Annotated in this window: 12 protein-coding genes; 11 read left to right on the top strand and 1 reads right to left on the bottom strand. The window is 64.7% G+C overall.

All coding sequences use genetic code 11. The features are described 5' to 3' along the window. Positions 1-9 precede the first annotated feature (9 nt). The 9 genes from algK (at position 10) to CKW13_RS01180 (ending at position 12267) form a co-directional block, all read left to right on the top strand. Positions 10-1545: an alginate biosynthesis TPR repeat lipoprotein AlgK gene (gene algK / locus CKW13_RS01220; protein WP_218192042.1), complete on the top strand. Its 1536-nt coding sequence runs from the start codon at positions 10-12 to the stop codon at positions 1543-1545. Then, positions 1542-3011 carry an alginate export family protein gene (locus tag CKW13_RS01215; RefSeq protein WP_095106156.1) on the top strand — a complete coding sequence of 490 codons (1470 nt, stop codon included), beginning with the start codon at positions 1542-1544 and terminating at the stop codon, positions 3009-3011. Before algK ends, CKW13_RS01215 begins: the two co-directional genes overlap by 4 nt. Then, positions 3011-4588, top strand: a complete 1578-nt coding sequence (gene algG / locus CKW13_RS01210; RefSeq protein ID WP_095106154.1) for a mannuronan 5-epimerase AlgG — start codon at positions 3011-3013, stop codon at positions 4586-4588. Before CKW13_RS01215 ends, algG begins: the two co-directional genes overlap by 1 nt. An 11-nt stretch (positions 4589-4599) precedes the next feature. Then, positions 4600-6048, top strand: a complete 1449-nt coding sequence (locus tag CKW13_RS01205) for an alginate O-acetyltransferase (RefSeq protein ID WP_095106153.1) — start codon at positions 4600-4602, stop codon at positions 6046-6048. Positions 6049-6056: 8 nt separating this feature from the next. Beyond that, positions 6057-7157 carry a mannuronate-specific alginate lyase gene (locus CKW13_RS01200; RefSeq protein WP_095106151.1) on the top strand — a complete coding sequence of 367 codons (1101 nt, stop codon included), beginning with the start codon at positions 6057-6059 and terminating at the stop codon, positions 7155-7157. A 193-nt stretch (positions 7158-7350) separates the two neighbouring features. Further along, positions 7351-8880, top strand: coding sequence for an MBOAT family protein (locus CKW13_RS01195; RefSeq protein WP_095106149.1), 1530 nt, complete (start codon positions 7351-7353; stop codon positions 8878-8880). A gap of 11 nt (positions 8881-8891) precedes the next feature. Further along, positions 8892-10064 carry an alginate O-acetyltransferase gene (locus CKW13_RS01190; protein ID WP_095106147.1) on the top strand — a complete coding sequence of 391 codons (1173 nt, stop codon included), beginning with the start codon at positions 8892-8894 and terminating at the stop codon, positions 10062-10064. Between the two features lie 17 nt (positions 10065-10081). Further along, positions 10082-10711, top strand: a complete 630-nt coding sequence (locus CKW13_RS01185; RefSeq protein ID WP_095106145.1) for an alginate O-acetyltransferase AlgF — start codon at positions 10082-10084, stop codon at positions 10709-10711. A gap of 104 nt (positions 10712-10815) precedes the next feature. Then, positions 10816-12267 carry a mannose-1-phosphate guanylyltransferase/mannose-6-phosphate isomerase gene (locus CKW13_RS01180; RefSeq protein WP_095106144.1) on the top strand — a complete coding sequence of 484 codons (1452 nt, stop codon included), beginning with the start codon at positions 10816-10818 and terminating at the stop codon, positions 12265-12267. Between the two features lie 158 nt (positions 12268-12425). Here CKW13_RS01180 and CKW13_RS01175 read toward each other — a convergent pair whose 3' ends face one another. Further along, positions 12426-15053, bottom strand: a complete 2628-nt coding sequence (locus CKW13_RS01175; protein WP_095106141.1) for an RHS repeat domain-containing protein — start codon at positions 15051-15053, stop codon at positions 12426-12428. Positions 15054-15233: 180 nt separating this feature from the next. On the opposite strand from CKW13_RS01175, the gene CKW13_RS01170 reads away from it, so the two are divergent. Together CKW13_RS01170 and CKW13_RS01165 are read left to right on the top strand one after the other, a co-directional pair. Further along, positions 15234-15698, top strand: a complete 465-nt coding sequence (locus CKW13_RS01170; protein ID WP_095106139.1) for a multidrug transporter — start codon at positions 15234-15236, stop codon at positions 15696-15698. Between the two features lie 27 nt (positions 15699-15725). Further along, the gene (locus tag CKW13_RS01165) at positions 15726-16550 is read left to right on the top strand and encodes an SDR family oxidoreductase (protein WP_095106137.1); all 825 of its coding nucleotides are present in this window, start codon (positions 15726-15728) and stop codon (positions 16548-16550) included. The last annotated feature ends 52 nt before the right edge of the window (positions 16551-16602 follow it).

The raw sequence follows: 16602 nt of genomic DNA, 5'->3' as shown, positions 1-16602 counted from the left end.
GACATGGCCATGACCACTTCACCCTCATCCCTGTGGGCACAAGCCTCTGTGGGAGCGGGCCTGCCCGCAATACAGGCCACGCGGTTTGCCTGGCAAACCCTGGCGAAGCTTTCGCAGCGCGGCACCGCCCCGACCGGTCCGGCCCCCACACAGGCTCGCCCCCGCAGCAGCGGCCTCGCCCTCTGCGCCCTGGCCCTGGCCCTGGCCGGTTGCGCCGGCCTGCCCGACCAGCGCCTGGCCAACGAAGCCCTCAAGCGCGGCGACACCGCGCTGGCGGCGCAGAACTACCGGCAACTGGCCGACCTGGGCTACAGCGAAGCCCAAGTCGGCTTGGCCGATATCCAGGTCGACAGCCGTGACCCGGCCCAACTCCAGCAGGCCGAAGCCACCTACCGCGCCGCCGCCCCGGTTTCGCCCCGCGCCCAGGCCCGCCTCGGGCGCCTGCTGGCCGCCAAACCCGGCGCCAGCGCCGCCGAACACCGCGAAGCGCAAACCCTGCTGAAAAAAGCCGCCGCCGCCGGCGAAGGCAACACGCGCCTGGCCCTGGCCATGCTCTACCTGCAACACCCTACAAGCTTCCCCGACGTCGATGCCCAGCAGCAAATCAGCCAATGGCGCGACGCCGGCTACCCCGAAGCGGGCCTGGCCCAGGTGCTGCTCTACCGCACCCAGGGCAGCTACGACCAGCACCTGGACGAAGTCCAAGCCATCTGCACCGCGGCGCTGGCCAGCACCGACATCTGCTACGTCGAACTGGCCACCGTCTACCAGAAAAAGGCCCAGCCCGAGCAACAGGCCGAGCTGATTAAACAGCTGCAAGCGGCCCATGCCCGCGGCACCGTCACTGCGCAACGGGTGGACAGCGTGGCCCGGGTGCTGGGCGACGCCAGCCTCGGCCAACCCGACGGCAAAACCGCCCAAGGCCTGCTCGAAGGCATCGCCCCCGGCTACCCGGCCGCGTGGGTCAGCCTCGCCCAATTGCTCTACGACTTCCCCGAACTGGGCGACACCGACACCCTGCTCCAGTACCTGGACAACGGCCGCGCCGCCGACCAGCCCCGCGCCGAACTGCTGCTGGGCAAGCTCTACTACGAAGGCAAAGTGCTGCCCGCCGACGCCCAGGTGGCCGAAGCGCACCTGCAAAAAGCCGTGGGCCGCGAGGTAGCCGCCGACTATTACCTGGGCCAGATCTACCGCCGTGGCTACCTGGGCCAGGTCTACCCGCAAAAGGCCCTCGACCATCTATTGACCGCCGCGCGCAACGGCCAGAACAGCGCCGATTTCGCCCTCGCCCAGCTCTTTTCCCAGGGCAAAGGCACCCGGCCCGACCCGGTCAACGCCTACGTCTTCAGCCAACTGGCCAAAACCCAGGACAGCCCCCAGGCGCATGAGCTGGCCCAGCAACTCGACGCCCAATTACCGCCCGCCCAACGGGCCCAGGCCCAACGCCTGCTGCAACAGGAACAGGCCGCCCGCGCCGCCATCAGCCCGGCCGCCCTGCCCCTGCACGCCCTGCAAGCAGAAGCCGGCGAGGAACCCCTATGAAGCTCAACCCATTCGTCAAGGCCGGCCTCGGCCTGTCCTTCGCCCTGCTGTGGTCGTGCCCGACCCTGGCGGCACTGACCGCAGACAAGAACTTCGGCCTGGAAGTGAAAATCACCGGCCAATCCGAAGACGACCGCGACCTGGGCACCGCCCGTGGCGGCGACGTCAACGGCATCGGCCTGGACCTGCGCCCCTGGCTGTACGGCGAGCGCGGTCACTGGAGCGCCTACGCCATGGGCCAGGCTGTGGCCGCCAGCGACATCATCGAAACCGACACCCTGCAACAAGCCAGCGCCGACGCCAGCCAACCCACCGACAACGGCGACCGGCGCAGCAAAAAAAACTACCTGGCCCTGCGCGAGTTCTGGGTCGGCTACAGCGGTTTCACGCCCTACCCCGGCGAGCAGCTCAAGTTCGGCCGCCAACGCCTGCGCAACGATGACGGCCAGTGGCGCGACACCAACATCGAAGCGCTGAACTGGACCTTCGACACCACCCTGCTGCGCGCCAACCTCGGCGCCGCCGAGCGCTTCAGCGAATACCGCACCGACCTCAAGGCACTCTCGCCCCAAGACGAAGATCGCCTGCACCTCTACGCTGACGTTGCCTACCAATGGACCCCCGGCCACTGGCTAGGCCTGCGCGGCCACCACAGCCAGGACGACGGCCAACTCGACTACCCAGTGCCGGGCCAAGCGGCCGATTCCCTGGACAAAAAACAGAACGGCGACCTCACCTGGTTGGGCCTTGAGGCCAACAGCGACGCCTACAACTGGCGCAACAGCAACACCGTCAATTACTGGGGCAGCGTTACCGGCATGCAGGGCAAGCGCGACCGCGTCAACCCCTTGAGCGCCGACGGCAGCCCCCCGGCCAACGCCAAGCGCCACGCCAACCTCGACGGCTGGGCCACCGACCTGGGCCTGCGCCTGCGCCTGGACGAACACTGGCAAGTGGGCGCCGCCTATGCCCGCGCCAGTGCCGACTACGAGCAGAACGGCCTGCAAAGCAACCGTTCCAACTTCACCGGCACCCGCTCGCGGGTGCACCGCTTCGGCGAAGCCTTCCGTGGCGAAACCGGCAACCTGCAAACCGCCACCCTGTTCGGCTCCTGGCAACTGCGCGACGACTACGACGCCAGCCTGGTCTACCACAAGTTCTGGCGCGTGGACGGTAAGCAACCGGTGGCCGGCAGCGGCATCAACGCAGTGGACAGCGACGCCGGGATTGCCGGCTCCGCCCTGCCCCAGGCCGATGGCAACAAAGACCTGGGCCAGGAAGTGGACCTGGTGGTCACCAAATACTTCAAGCAAGGCCTGCTGCCCGCCGCCCTGAGCCAGTCCATCGACGAACCAGCGGCGCTGGTGCGCTTTCGCGGTGGCGTGTTCAAGCCCGGCGATGCCTACGGCAAGGACGTCGACTCGTACATGCACCGCGCCTTTGTCGACGTGATCTGGCGCTTCTGATGGGAGCCTGTGCGATGAACCCCCACGCCTTCAAAGCCCCGCTGCTGGCCGCCCTGCTGCTGTGCGGCGCCACCGCCCAGGCCAGCGTCGAAGCCAAGGCGCCGACCCTGGCCAAAGAGCTGCAACAGGCCAAGACCTACACCGTCAGCAGCGCCCCGACCGCGCCGCTGGACCTGCCCAAACCGGCGCTGCCGGACCTCTCCGGCTACACCGCCGACGCGGTGGCGGCCAAGGTCGACCGACGCCAACGCGGCAAGGCCAGCGTGCGCCGGATGATGCAAGAGAACGCCCTCAAGGACTTCATCGGCGGCGACAACAAAATGGCCGAATGGGTGGTGCGCCAACACGGCATCCCCCAGGCGATTTTCATCGACGACGGCTACCTCAACCTCAAGGACCTGGCCAAAGCCGTACCCAGCCAATACCTGCGCGAAACCGCCCCCGGCGTGTACCTGGCGCGCCTGCCCATCGTGGTCGGCGAAAAAGGCATCCTGGAAATCGACGGGCAAACCCAAGAGCTGCGCCTGTCCCAGGAGGCCGGTTCGTTCCTGGTCAACGACGGCCAATTGTTCGTGCGCGACAGCAAAATCACCGGGTGGCGCGAGCAGGCCAACGGCCCGGCGACTTTCCGCTCGGCCAAGGAGTTCCGCCCGTTCCTGCTGGCCTGGGGCGGCACCCAGACCTACATCGTCAACAGCCAGATGGCCAGTTTCGGCTATGCCAACAGCAAGTCCTACGGGGTGAGCATTTCCCAGTACACGCCCAACATGGCCAAGGTGCTCAAGCGCAAGGAGCCCACGGGCTGGATCATCGATTCCGAGTTCTCCGACATGTGGTACGGCTTCTACTGCTACGAAACCCAAGGCTTCGTCATCAAGGGCAGCACCTACCGCGACAACATCGTCTACGGCATCGACCCCCACGACCGTTCCCATGGCCTGGTGATCGCCGACAACACCGTGCATGGCACAAAAAAGAAGCACGGCATCATCATTTCCCGTGAGGTCAACGACAGCTTCATCTTCAACAACCGCAGCTACGACAACCAACTCTCGGGCCTGGTGATCGACCGCAACAGCGTCAACAACCTGATCGCCGACAACCACATCTACCGCAACCACACCGACGGCATCACCCTCTACGAGAGCGGCAACAACCTGCTGTGGGGCAACAAGGTCATCAGCAACCGCCGCCACGGCATCCGCGTGCGCAACAGCGTCAACATCCGCCTCTACGAAAACCTCGCCATGGCCAACGGCCTGACCGGCGTATACGGCCACATCAAGGATTTGAGCGACACCGACCGCAACATCGAACTCGACCCCTTCGACGCCCAGGTTTCGCTGATCCTGGTGGGCGGCGAGCTGGCCGGCAACGGCAGCGGCCCGCTGTCCATCGACTCGCCGCTGAGCATCGAGCTGTACCGCGTCTCAATGCTGGCGCCGACCAAATCCAGTGGCATCAGCTTCAACGGCATCCTGGGCGAGCGCCAGGACGAAATCCTCGACCTGCTGGTGCGCCAACGCAAAGCCGTGCTGATCGACCCCGTTGAACGCCAGACCCCTTTGCAGCCATGAGGACGCCCGCCATGAAGCCCCACATCAAAACCCTGCTGGGCCTTTCGGGCCTGACCCTGGGCCTTCTCGCCGCCGCCGGCACTGCCCGCGCCGACCAGCCCGCGGCCCCGCTCTTCAGCGCCGAGCCGTGCTGCAACCTGTGCCCAGCCGCCCACGACGCGAAAAACTACACCACCCGCTACCAACAGAACTTCACCACCCTGGTGCAAGCCCAGGGCGACTGGCTGTTCCGCACCCAGGAAGACCTGCGCACCGAGTTCGACACCAGCGCCGCCGGCTACAAGCGCCTCCAGCAATTGCACGACGCGTTCAAGAGCAAAGGCGTGGAACTGGTGCTGGTCTACCAACCCACCCGGGGCCTGGTGAACCGCAGCAAGCTCAACCCCGCTGAGCAGGCACGCTTTGATTTCGACAAAGCGCTGCGCAATTACCAAGGCATGCTCGGGCGCTTCGCCGCCATGGGCTACGTGGTGCCCGACCTCTCGCCCCTGGCCGACGAACGCCTGCCCGAGACCCTGCCGGCCCACGACTTCTACTTTCGTGGCGACCAGCACTGGACCCCCTACGGCGCCCAGCGCACGGCGAAAATCGTCGCCGCCAAGGTCAAGCAACTGCCGCAATTCGCCGACATTCCCCAGCGCGCATTCGAAACCAAAAAAACCGGGCGCATGGGCAAGACCGGCACCCTGCACAACATGGCCGGGCAACTGTGCGGCACCAGTTACGCCATCCAGTACATGGACCAATTCACCACCGAGCCCAAGGGCGAGGCCGGCGACGGCGACCTGTTCGGCGACAGCGCCCAGGCGCAGATCACCCTGGTGGGCACCAGCCACAGCGGCAAGAACTACAACTTCGCCGGCTTCCTGCAAGAGGCCATCGGCGCCGACATCCTCAACGTCGCGTTCCCCGGCGGGGGCCTGGAAGGCTCGATGATCCAGTACCTGGGCAGCGAAGAATTCCAGAACAACCCGCCGAAAATCCTGATCTGGGAATTCTCGCCCCTGTACCGCCTCGACCAGGAAACCACCTACCGGCAAATGATGGCCCTGCTGGACAACGGCTGCGAAGGCAAACCGGCGCAAATGAGCGCCAACAAAACCCTTAAGCCGGGCAAGAATGAACTGCTGGTCAACAGCCGTAACCTGGACCTGCGCAACGGCAACCACCAGGTCGATATCCGCTTCGCCGACCCCTCGGTGAAAACCCTGCAAGCCACCCTCTGGTACATGAACGGCCGCCACGAGGACATCAAGCTCGACAAACCCGACACCGCCGACACCGACGGGCGCTTCGCCTTCGAGCTACGCACCGACGAAGACTGGGCCGCCCAGACCCTGCTCGCCGTCGAGGTGCAAGGCCCCGAGGCCGGTGCCCAGGGGCAGAAAGTCCAGGCCCGGGTTTGCCAACGCAACACCTTCCCCAGCGCCGGGCAACGCACCGCCCAACTGGCGCCATGAGGTTACTTATGCACAGCCCATTTACCCGTTTGTTCACCCCGGCCCTGCTGGGCCTGGCCCTGTTCGCCGGCGCAGCGGATGCCGCGCTGCGCCCGCCCCTGGGCTACTTCGCCCCGGTGGAAACCTTCAAGACCGGCGACTACACCTCCGACTGCGGCGCCATCCCCGCGCCCTACACCGGCGCCCTGCAATTTCGCAGCAAATACGAAGGCTCGGACAAGGCCCGCGCCACCCTCAATAGCCAGTCGCAAAAGGCCTTTCGCGACAGCACCGCGAACATCACCACCCTGGAGCGGGGCGTGAGCAAACAGGTGATGCAGTTCATGCGCGACGGCCGTCCCGAACAGTTGCAATGCACCCTGGACTGGCTCACCGCGTGGGCCGGGGCCGATGCGCTGATGTCCAAGGACTTCAACCACACCGGCAAATCCATGCGCAAATGGGCCTTGGGCAGCATGGCCTCGGCCTATATCCGCCTGAAGTTTTCCGAGTCCAGGCCCTTGGCCCGCCACGAACCGCAAGCCCGGCAGATCGAGGCCTGGTTCGCGAACATGGCCGAGCAGGTGGTGCGCGACTGGGACAACCTGCCCCTGGAAAAAACCAACAACCATTCGTACTGGGCCGCCTGGTCGGTGATGGCCAGCGCCATCGCCACCGACCGCCGCGACCTGTTCGACTGGGCGGTCAAGCAATACAAAGTCGGCGCCAACCAGGTCGACGCCCAGGGCTATTTGCCCAACGAACTCAAGCGCCAGCAACGCGCCCTGGCCTACCACAACTACGCCTTGCCGCCCTTGGCGATGATCGCCAGTTTCGCCCAGGCCAACGGTGTGGACCTGCGCAACGAAAACCACGACGCCCTCAAACGCCTCGGCGAGCGGGTGTTGGCCGGGGTTCAAGACGCCGACGACTTCCAGGCCCGCAGCGGCAAAAAACAGGACCTGAGCGACCTCAAGGTCGAGGCCAAATTCGCCTGGCTCGAACCCTTCTGCAGCCTCTACACCTGCGCGCCGGACGTGCTGGCGCGCAAGCGGCAGATGCAGCCGTTCAAGACCTTCCGCCTCGGCGGCGACTTGACCCAGGTGTATGACCCACGCAAAGGCACTTGAACCCCTGTGGGAGCGAGCCCGCTCGCGATGACGGCGGCACAGCCTGAGATCGCGAGCAGGCTCGCTCCCACCGACCCAGGCTCGCGCCCAAAGGTGGCGGGCAAGGCATGAATTGATCGCCCCCCCAGTTTCCACCGGGGGGTTTGGGGGGGGCCGTTGGCCCTTACTGTTGGCTACACACGGAGAGATCGGGATGGTGTTTTCATCCAATGTGTTCCTGTTTTTGTTCTTGCCGATTTTCCTCGGCTTGTACTACTTGAGCGGGCAACGCTACCGCAACCTGCTGCTGCTGATGGCCAGCTACGTGTTCTATGCCTGGTGGCGGGTGGACTTCCTGGCGCTGTTCATCGGCGTCACCCTGTGGAACTACTGGATCGGCCTCAAGGTGGGCGCCGCCGGGGTGCGCACCAAACCGGCGCAGCGCTGGCTGTTGCTGGGGGTGGTGGTGGACCTGGGCATCCTCGGCTACTTCAAGTACGCCAACTTCGGCGTCGAGAGCATCAACGCCATGATGACCTCGGTGGGCCTGGAGCCCTTTATCCTCACCCACGTGCTGCTGCCCATCGGCATCTCGTTCTACGTGTTCGAGTCCATCAGCTACATCATCGACGTGTACCGCGGCGACACTCCGGCCACGCGCAACCTCATCGATTTCGCGGCGTTCGTGGCAATCTTCCCGCACCTGATCGCCGGCCCCGTGCTGCGCTTTCGCGACCTGGCCGAGCAGTTCAACCACCGCACCCACACCCTGGATAAATTCTCCGAGGGCTGCACGCGGTTCATGCAGGGTTTCATCAAGAAGGTGTTCATCGCCGACACCCTGGCGGTGGTCGCCGACCACTGCTTCGCCCTGCAAAACCCCACCACGGGCGACGCCTGGCTCGGCGCCCTGGCCTACACCGCGCAGCTGTACTTCGACTTCAGCGGCTACAGCGACATGGCCATCGGCCTGGGCCTGATGATGGGTTTTCGCTTCATGGAAAACTTCAAGCAGCCCTACATCAGCCAGTCCATCACCGAGTTCTGGCGGCGCTGGCACATCAGCCTGTCCACCTGGCTGCGCGACTACCTCTACATCACCCTGGGCGGCAACCGCAAAGGCACCCTCACCACCTACCGCAACCTGTTTTTGACCATGCTCCTGGGCGGTTTGTGGCACGGCGCCAACATCACCTACATCGTCTGGGGCGCGTGGCACGGCCTGTGGCTGGCGATTGAAAAAGCCATCGGCCTGAACACCACGGCGCGTAGTTTCAACCCCGTGCGCTGGGCCCTGACCTTCCTGCTGGTGGTGATGGGCTGGGTGATCTTCCGCGCCGAAAACCTGCACGTGGCCGGGCGCATGTACGGCGCCATGTTCAGCTTCGGTGACTGGCAGCTCTCGGAACTCAACCGCGCCAGCCTCACCGGCCTGCAAGTGGCCACCCTGGTATTGGCCTACGCCACCCTGGCGTTCTTCGGCCTGCGTGACTTTTATCGCGACCGCCCAGGCCAACCCCAACCGGTGGGAGCGAGCCCTGCTCACGATGGGGCGGCCGCCACCTCGCTGGCAGCGCTGTCGCGAGCAGGCTCGCTCCCTCAAGAGCAGGTCGCTCAGGGACACAGCATCACCCTCGACTGGCCCCGCTATGCCCTGCGTGCCCTGGTGCTGCTGCTGTTTATCGCCTCCATCCTGAAACTCTCGGCGCAAAGCTTTTCGCCGTTCCTTTACTTCCAGTTCTGAGGGCGCCTGCCATGACCCGCTCTTTACGCCTCCTCTACATCGCGCTGTTCCTGGCCCTGCTGCTCGTGTTGGGCGGCTGGTCGCTGCGCAGCTTTTTCGGCTTTGCCACCGGCCCCGACGCCAGCGTGCTCAACGGGCGCTGGAGCAAAGCGGTAGAGACCCACTACGACGACCAATTCCCCATCAAACGCCTGGGCACCAACCTGTGGGCCGCGCTGGATTTCAAACTGTTCAACGAAGGCCGCCCCGGCGTGGTGCTGGGCCGCAGCCAATGGCTGTACAGCGACGAAGAATTCAACCCGGCCGTCAACGAAGAACTCAACCTGCAAGGCAACTACGCCCTGGTCGAAGGCGTGCGCCAGGCCCTCAAGGACAAAGGCGTGCAACTGGTGATGGCGGTGGTGCCGGCCAAGGCGCGCCTGTACCCCGAACACCTGGGCGAAGTGCAACCGGCGCGCATCCACGCCGACCTGTACCGCGACTTCCACGCACGCCTGGCCGCCCACCGGGTGCTGGCCCCCGACCTGCTCGGCCCCCTGCAACGGGCCAAACAGGCCGGCGAGCAGGTGTTCCTGCGCACCGACACCCACTGGACCCCGCAAGGCGCGCAGATCGCCGCCGAGCAACTGGCCCACACCATCCGCGCTAAAACGCCCCTGAGCGGCGAGCCCCAGCGCTTTGTCACCGAGGCCAGCGAGCGGGTCAGCCACCAGGGCGACCTGCGCCGCTTCCTGCCCCTGGACCCACTGTTCGAGAACCTCATGCCGGCCCGCGAGCCCCTGGACAAACGCGTGACCCGTGCCGTCGAGCCTGGCGCCGGCGACGACGCCCTGTTCGCCGACCGCGAAGTCCCGGTGGCGCTGGTGGGCACCAGCTACAGCGCCAACCCCGACTGGAACTTCGTCGGTGCCCTCAAGCAAGCCCTGAGCAGCGACGTGCTCAGCTACGCCGAAGACGGCCACGGGCCGATCCTGCCGATGCTCAGCTACCTCAAGAGCGACGACTTCATCCACCACCCGCCCCAGGTGCTGATCTGGGAATTCCCCGAGCGCTACCTGCCCGTCAACAACGAAATCGGCGACGCCGACCCGCAGTGGGTCGCGGCGCTCAAGCAAACCGGCGCACGCCAACAAAGCGTGGCCAGCAGCCCTAAACCCGAGACGCCCACCCGGGCGCAAAACTGAAGAAGAGAGGTACACCCATGACCTTCCCCACCCGTTTCGCCCACACCCTCGTCCTGGCCGCCGGCCTGGGCCTCATGGCCCCCGCCTTCGCCGGCGACGCCGCGCTCTACGGCCCGGTGGCGCCCAAGGGCTCCAGCTTTGTGCGCGTGTACAACGCCAGCAATGCCGAAGTCAGTGCCACGGTCGGCAGCACCAACCTCAACGAGGTCGCCCCCCTGGCCAGCAGCGACTTCAGCTTCATGCCCGGCGGCGACTACAGCGCCAAAGTCGGCAGCCAGAACCTGGCGGTGAAACTGGCCGCCGACCACTACTACACCCTGGTCACTACCGGCAAAGGCCAACCGCAACTGATCGAAGAACCGCCGTTCAAGAACAAACAGAAATCCCTGGTGCGCGTGCAAAACCTCAGCGACAAACCCCTGACCCTGAAAACCGCCGACGGCAAGACCGAAGTGGTCAAGCGCGTGGCCGCCCAGGGCCGTGGCGAGCGCGAAATCAACCCGGTGAAAGTCAGCCTGGCCCTGTACGACGGCAACCAGAAAGTCGGCGACGTCAAACCCGTCGCCCTGGAGCGCGGCGAAGCGGCGGTGCTGTACGTCACCGGCCAGGGCGCCAGCCTTTCCCCCGTGTGGGTCAAGGCGCGCTGAGTGCGCCCAGCTACTCGCGGCAAGCTGCAAGTGAAAAGCCCTTACTTGCCGCTTGAAGCTTGCCGCTTGCAACTGCCCTCCCCCTCTTTTTTCGGAGAAAAACCATGATCCCAGTCATCCTGTCCGGCGGTAGCGGTTCGCGTCTGTGGCCGCTGTCGCGCAAGCAATTTCCCAAGCAGTTTCTGGCCCTGACCGGCGAGCACACCCTGTTCCAGCAAACCCTGGAACGCCTGGTGTTCGACGGCATGGACGCGCCCATTGTGGTGTGCAACAAGGACCACCGCTTTATCGTCAACGAACAGTTGGCCAGCCGTGGCCTGGACACCCAGCGCATCCTGATGGAGCCATTCGGGCGCAACACCGCGCCGGCTGTGGCCTTGACCGCAATGATGCTGGTCAACGAGGGCCGCGATGAGCTAATGCTGGTGCTGCCCGCCGACCACGTGCTCGACGATCAAAAAGCCCTGCAACGCGCCCTCGCCCTGGCCACCGTGGCCGCCGAGCGCGGCGAGATGGTGCTGTTCGGCGTGCCGGCGACCAAACCGGAAACCGGCTACGGCTACATCAAGGCCAACCTCGATGCCGCGCTGCCCGAAGGCGTGAGCCGGGTGCAGCGCTTTGTCGAAAAACCCGACGTCAAACGTGCCACCGCATTCATCAAGGAGGGCGGTTACTTCTGGAACAGCGGCATGTTCCTGTTCCGTGCCAGCCGCTTCCTCGAAGAGCTGAAAAAACACGACCCGGACATCTATGACACCTGCCTGCTGACCCTGGAACGCAGCGAACAGGACGCCGACACCCTGACCTTCGACGAAGCCACCTTCGCCTGCTGCCCCGACAACTCCATCGACTACGCCGTGATGGAAAAAACCCTCGACGCCTGCGTGGTGCCGCTGAGCGCCGGGTGGAGCGACGTGGGCTGCTGGTCGTCGCTATGGGAAGTCAACGCCAAGGACGCCAACGGCAACGTCACCAAGGGCGACGTGGTGATCCAGGACAGCCGCAACTGCATGATCCACGGCAACGGCAAACTGGTTTCGGTGATCGGCCTGGAAAACATCGTGGTCGTGGAAACCAAGGACGCGATGATGATCGCCCACAAGGACAAGGTCCAAGGCGTCAAACAGATGGTCAACACCCTCAACGCCCAGGGCCGCAGCGAAACCCAGAACCACTGCGAGGTCTACCGCCCGTGGGGCTCCTACGACTCGGTGGACATGGGCGGGCGCTTCCAGGTCAAGCACATCTCGGTCAAACCCGGCGCGTGCCTGTCGCTGCAAATGCACCACCACCGCGCCGAACACTGGATCGTGGTCAGCGGCACCGCCGAAGTCACCTGCGATGACAACGTGTTTTTGCTCACCGAAAACCAGTCCACCTACATCCCCATCGCCTCCGTCCACCGCTTGCGCAACCCGGGCAAGATCCCCCTGGAAATCATCGAAGTGCAGTCCGGCAGCTACCTGGGCGAAGACGACATCGAACGCTTCGAGGACATCTACGGCCGCTCCACCCCGCTGGAGCGCGGCGTGTCGGTGAAAACCATCGCCCAGTGACGAGCCGCTGGTGTAGGGGGGCTGCCTGTGTGGGAGCAGGCTTGCTCCCACACAGGCCCAAGTGCCGGCGCTGCCTACCCGACCCTCTGCATTTGCAGTCGGTAGGGGGTTGGCTTTTTACCTTGCAATGAAACTACTACCGCCATCCAAACCTGTACTCAAACAACGACAGAGGCATTGGATACCGCCCTTTTCACCGACAAGTACTCTTGAATCGAAATCCACTTGCCCGAGCTGTATATTTCGACAATTCCCTCAGGCACGTCACCGCCCATATAGAAAGTTTCATATTCCCCTTGAGACACGTAACCAAGTGCATTCACTAAATGTGGAACCCGTATTACCCCAGTGCGGATTAGCTCTTCTGCATCTGTGGCTATGATATTGGCCATTGCCCTGAACGGAACATCGACCTTTCGTGTATCCACCCTCACCAACACACTATTTGGCCGCTGCGAGAACCGCTTTGCAACAGGGAGATTAGGCGTAAAAGAAAGCACTTTCCCGGATAGGCCCGCCTGCATTCCACTGTGTTCAAACAGTTGTCGGGTGAACGCTTGCGTGTGTGGACTTTCAGCGCCTGACGCCCGAACCAAACCAACAGGCTCGATCGCCCCCTCATAATGACTACGGTAAAGAAAACCTCCAACAGGTACATTCTGCCGGGCTACACCCCCATAAACACTAGCGGCGAATTTTTCGAAATCCTCTTGCCGCGTGGTTTTACTAAATCGTTGTGCGAGTGCATAAACTGCCCGATCAAATACCGGTGCGTTTTCTGCAGGTGCAGGAACCGGAGTTGACTCACTTTCACTCGTTGTAAAGGTGCGTTTTAACCAACGCAGCACCCGCGAGGGTGCCAAACCTTTCAAATCAACATCCATAATCGGACTATTCCTAACCATTCTATAAAAGTTCAACCCATCAATATTTCCCGCCGGGTCCGGATTAACCCAACGCTGTAACCACGGCATGTAATACCTAAAGCCGTAGTAATACAGCCCCGTGGCATCGCGTTCTTTATTGGAATAACGCACGGTTTTATAACGGGCCTCTACTTCACTTCTACCGGCAAACCACGCCGTGGTGCCGAAGGGGTGGTACGTCTCGTGGCTTATCACCGCACCGGCGCTGTCCAGCTCCAGGGTGCAAGAGCCCAAATGATCGCTGGCGCTGTAGCGAATTTGATCGTTGGCCAGCGGGGGCGGGGTTTCCCAGTGCAGCACCCGCACGCTGTTGCGCCCGGCTTGCACCACGATGACGTGCAGGGTTTCGCTGGGGCGGGTGCGGATTTCCAGGCCCGGCAGGTAGCGCACTTCGCGTGTCACCGTGCGGGCGTGGGTTTGGCTCGATTGCACCTTGCGCACCCGCAAGCCATCGCCGCCGTAAATGTAGCGTTCGCTGTCGTCGGGGGCGCTGTCGCGCTGCACCGGTTGCACTTCCTGCAACTGGTTGCGCCGGTCCCAGGCCAGGGTTTGCCCGGGGTGCAACGCCAGCAAATTGCCATTGGCATCAAACGCGGCGGCGATCTCGGCCTCGGTCGGCGGTTGGCCGTTGCGCTCAGGTAAACAGCGGTTGCTGTGTTGCGCAGCAGTAAGGGTGCGGCCGTGGCTTTGCGGGCCTTGGTGCGCCAGGGTCAGCAGGTTGCCACTGGCATCGTAGGCGTAGGTTTGCCGGTAGTTGGCGCGGGGGGCCGGGTCGGCAAAGGGCGAGAAGTGCGGGCCTTTGTTGGCTGCGCCGGCCTCCCACCCGGTGGCCTGAGTCAGTTGATAGAGGCTGTCGTAGGTGTAGCGGTTGACCGGGTCGATGCGTTGGTTGGCGTGGTAGCGCACCGGTTGCGCCTGGTCTTCGATGCTCAGCACATTGCCCACGGGGTCGTAGGCGTAATGCAGGTTTTGCAGCACTTGAGGCCCCGCCGCATGCAAGCGGATCAAGCGGCCGTCCTCGGCGCGGTAAGTGAGGGTGGTGACCACGCCATTACCGGCGGTTTCCTGCTCGGTACGGCCCTGGGCGTCGTAGCGGATGGCCGACACCAGCGTCTGGCGGTTGCCCTGCCCGGCCAGTTGCAGTTGCACCTGGCGCAACTGGCCGCTGGGGGTGTGGCTGAACAATTGCCGGTGGCCCTTGGCGTCGGTTTGCTCGACCACCTCGGCCACGGCATTGAAGCGGGTGTGGCTGGTTGCACCTGGGGCGGGTTCCAGCAGAGCATCGCGCTGCGCGAGCGCCTCGGGCCAATCCGGCGCATCGAGTGCCTGGAGAAAACGGCGGGTGTGCTGCAACGCCTGGCCGGCCACGCCGTACTCGGTAAACAGCACTGTGCCGGCCGGGTCGTCGTGGCGGATCAGCAGGCCCCGCTGGTTACGGGGGAACGTGCCGTCGCCATAGCGGTAGCGCTCGGTACAACCACCCTGCTCGAACACTGCCAGCGGGCGCAACCGCAGGTCGAAGGCGTTGCGCCGTAGCGTGCCGCGCCCGTCCCAAGCGTTCATCCACTGCTGCGCAGCGCCCCACAGGTTGCGCCGCCACCCGGCGTCCACGCTTTCGGTGCCCAGCACGTGGCCCCGCAGCGAGTAAAGGGTCGCCAGGTTAGCCGGCGCGCTGGGGTCTGCCAGCAAACGCGGGTCCCACAGGGCCACGGCCCACCCGGCACGGTCATGCTCTGTGCGGTGGATGCGCACATCCGCCGGGCCATCGGCGGCGCTGCGGCAATAAGCAACCGAGCGCACCACCAGGCCACGCGGGTCGAGAGCGGTGAGGGTGGGGGTGGCGCGGTGCACAGTGGCCATGGTGGTGCGTCCGTGGGGAGGTTCCCGCAGCAAACACCTTGAAGGGCCGGCGGGCTACTGTCAGAACTGACAGTAGCGACAGACGGCGGCCCGCCCCTCGCTTGCGCATCCGAGTTTGCGCTGGGCTGGTGCAGCCTAGTGGCGGTACGATGGCCTTCGGTTTATCTGGAGTGCCCTGCCATGTTCATTGGCGTTTTGCTGGTCGTCACCTGGCTGGTGTTGCTATTGCGCTACCCGGCCAAGGCTGTGCCGGTGTCGTTGGCGGCGGCGGTGGGCCTGGGCCTGGTGGCCACTTGGGTGGTATGGCTGGACAACCGCGAGGCGCGGCAACTGGCGCGCCTGGAGTTGCGCATCAGCTACGCGCCCCAGCAGTGCCCAGCCGACCGCCCGTTGCTGCTGGCCCTGAACAATGGCAACGACGTGCCGCTGACCGAGTTGCGCTGGCGCATCGCCGCCTATGCGCCGGGGGACACGGTGGACCTGGCAGACAATCAGTACGCCGCGCCGCGCTACCGTGGCCCCGGGCAGTTGCAGGCCGGCGCCGATTGGCAGGATTGTTTGCCATTGCCGCCGCTGCGCCCAGGCTATCGCCCGCAAACCCTGGAGTTTCGGGCCGAGCGCTTGCAGGGCCATTTTTCCGATTGATCCCTTTTCTTGCACAAGGAGCGCGCTATGCCTGTGGTGTTGATTACCGGTTGTTCCAGCGGCATTGGCCGCGCGTTGGCCGAGGCGTTCAAGAACGCCGGGTATGACGTCTGGGCCACGGCCCGCCAGGTCGAGGATGTGGCGGCCCTGGCTGCGGCCGGGTTCAACGCAGTGCAGTTGGACGTCAATGACAGCGCCGCGCTACAAGCCCTGGCCCTGCGCCTGGAACAGCATGGCAGTGGCCTGGATGTGTTGGTTAACAACGCCGGTTACGGCGCCATGGGGCCGCTGCTCGATGGCGGCGTGCAGGCCCTGCAGCGCCAGTTCCAGACCAATGTGTTCGCCCCGGTGGGCGTGACGGCGGCGCTGTTCCCACTGCTGCGGGCGAGCCGGGGCCTGGTGGTGAACATCGGCAGCGTCTCGGGGGTGCTGGTGACGCCGTTCGCCGGGGCCTATTGCGCGTCCAAGGCGGCGGTGCATGCCCTGAGCGATGCGCTGCGCATGGAGCTGGCGCCGTTCGGCATCCGGGTGATGGAGGTGCAACCGGGTGCCATCGCCTCGAGTTTTGCGAAAAACGCCGGGCATGAGGCCGAACAGTTGATAAACGAAACCTCGCCCTGGTGGCCCCTGCGCGAAGGCATCCGCGCCCGCGCCAAGGCCTCCCAGGACAAACCCACCCCAGCCCGTGACTTCGCCGCCGACCTGCTCAAAGCCGTGCAACAAACCACGCCCCCGCGCCTGCTACGCCTGGGCAACGGCAGCCGCGCCCTGCCCTTGCTGGCGGCGCTGGTGCCCAAGGGGTGGCTGGAGAAGGGCCTGATGAAGCGGTTTGGGTTGGCGGGGCGGTTGTAGGGGCGCCGAGGAGCAGGGCTTGCTCGCGACAGCGGTCGTGAGGCCGCGAACG

It is taken from the genome of Pseudomonas sp. Irchel 3E20, assembly GCF_900187645.1.
GTDB lineage: Bacteria > Pseudomonadota > Gammaproteobacteria > Pseudomonadales > Pseudomonadaceae > Aquipseudomonas.
This window is presented reverse-complemented; position numbering and strand designations above follow the sequence as displayed.

Coding starts and splice junctions, on each gene's coding strand:
- algK (WP_218192042.1), top strand. CDS start 10: ATGACCACTTCACCCTCATCCCTGTGGGCACAAGCCTCTGTGGGAGCG.
- CKW13_RS01215 (WP_095106156.1), top strand. CDS start 1,542: ATGAAGCTCAACCCATTCGTCAAGGCCGGCCTCGGCCTGTCCTTCGCC.
- algG (WP_095106154.1), top strand. CDS start 3,011: ATGGGAGCCTGTGCGATGAACCCCCACGCCTTCAAAGCCCCGCTGCTG.
- CKW13_RS01205 (WP_095106153.1), top strand. CDS start 4,600: ATGAAGCCCCACATCAAAACCCTGCTGGGCCTTTCGGGCCTGACCCTG.
- CKW13_RS01200 (WP_095106151.1), top strand. CDS start 6,057: ATGCACAGCCCATTTACCCGTTTGTTCACCCCGGCCCTGCTGGGCCTG.
- CKW13_RS01195 (WP_095106149.1), top strand. CDS start 7,351: ATGGTGTTTTCATCCAATGTGTTCCTGTTTTTGTTCTTGCCGATTTTC.
- CKW13_RS01190 (WP_095106147.1), top strand. CDS start 8,892: ATGACCCGCTCTTTACGCCTCCTCTACATCGCGCTGTTCCTGGCCCTG.
- CKW13_RS01185 (WP_095106145.1), top strand. CDS start 10,082: ATGACCTTCCCCACCCGTTTCGCCCACACCCTCGTCCTGGCCGCCGGC.
- CKW13_RS01180 (WP_095106144.1), top strand. CDS start 10,816: ATGATCCCAGTCATCCTGTCCGGCGGTAGCGGTTCGCGTCTGTGGCCG.
- CKW13_RS01175 (WP_095106141.1), bottom strand. CDS start 15,053: ATGGCCACTGTGCACCGCGCCACCCCCACCCTCACCGCTCTCGACCCG.
- CKW13_RS01170 (WP_095106139.1), top strand. CDS start 15,234: ATGTTCATTGGCGTTTTGCTGGTCGTCACCTGGCTGGTGTTGCTATTG.
- CKW13_RS01165 (WP_095106137.1), top strand. CDS start 15,726: ATGCCTGTGGTGTTGATTACCGGTTGTTCCAGCGGCATTGGCCGCGCG.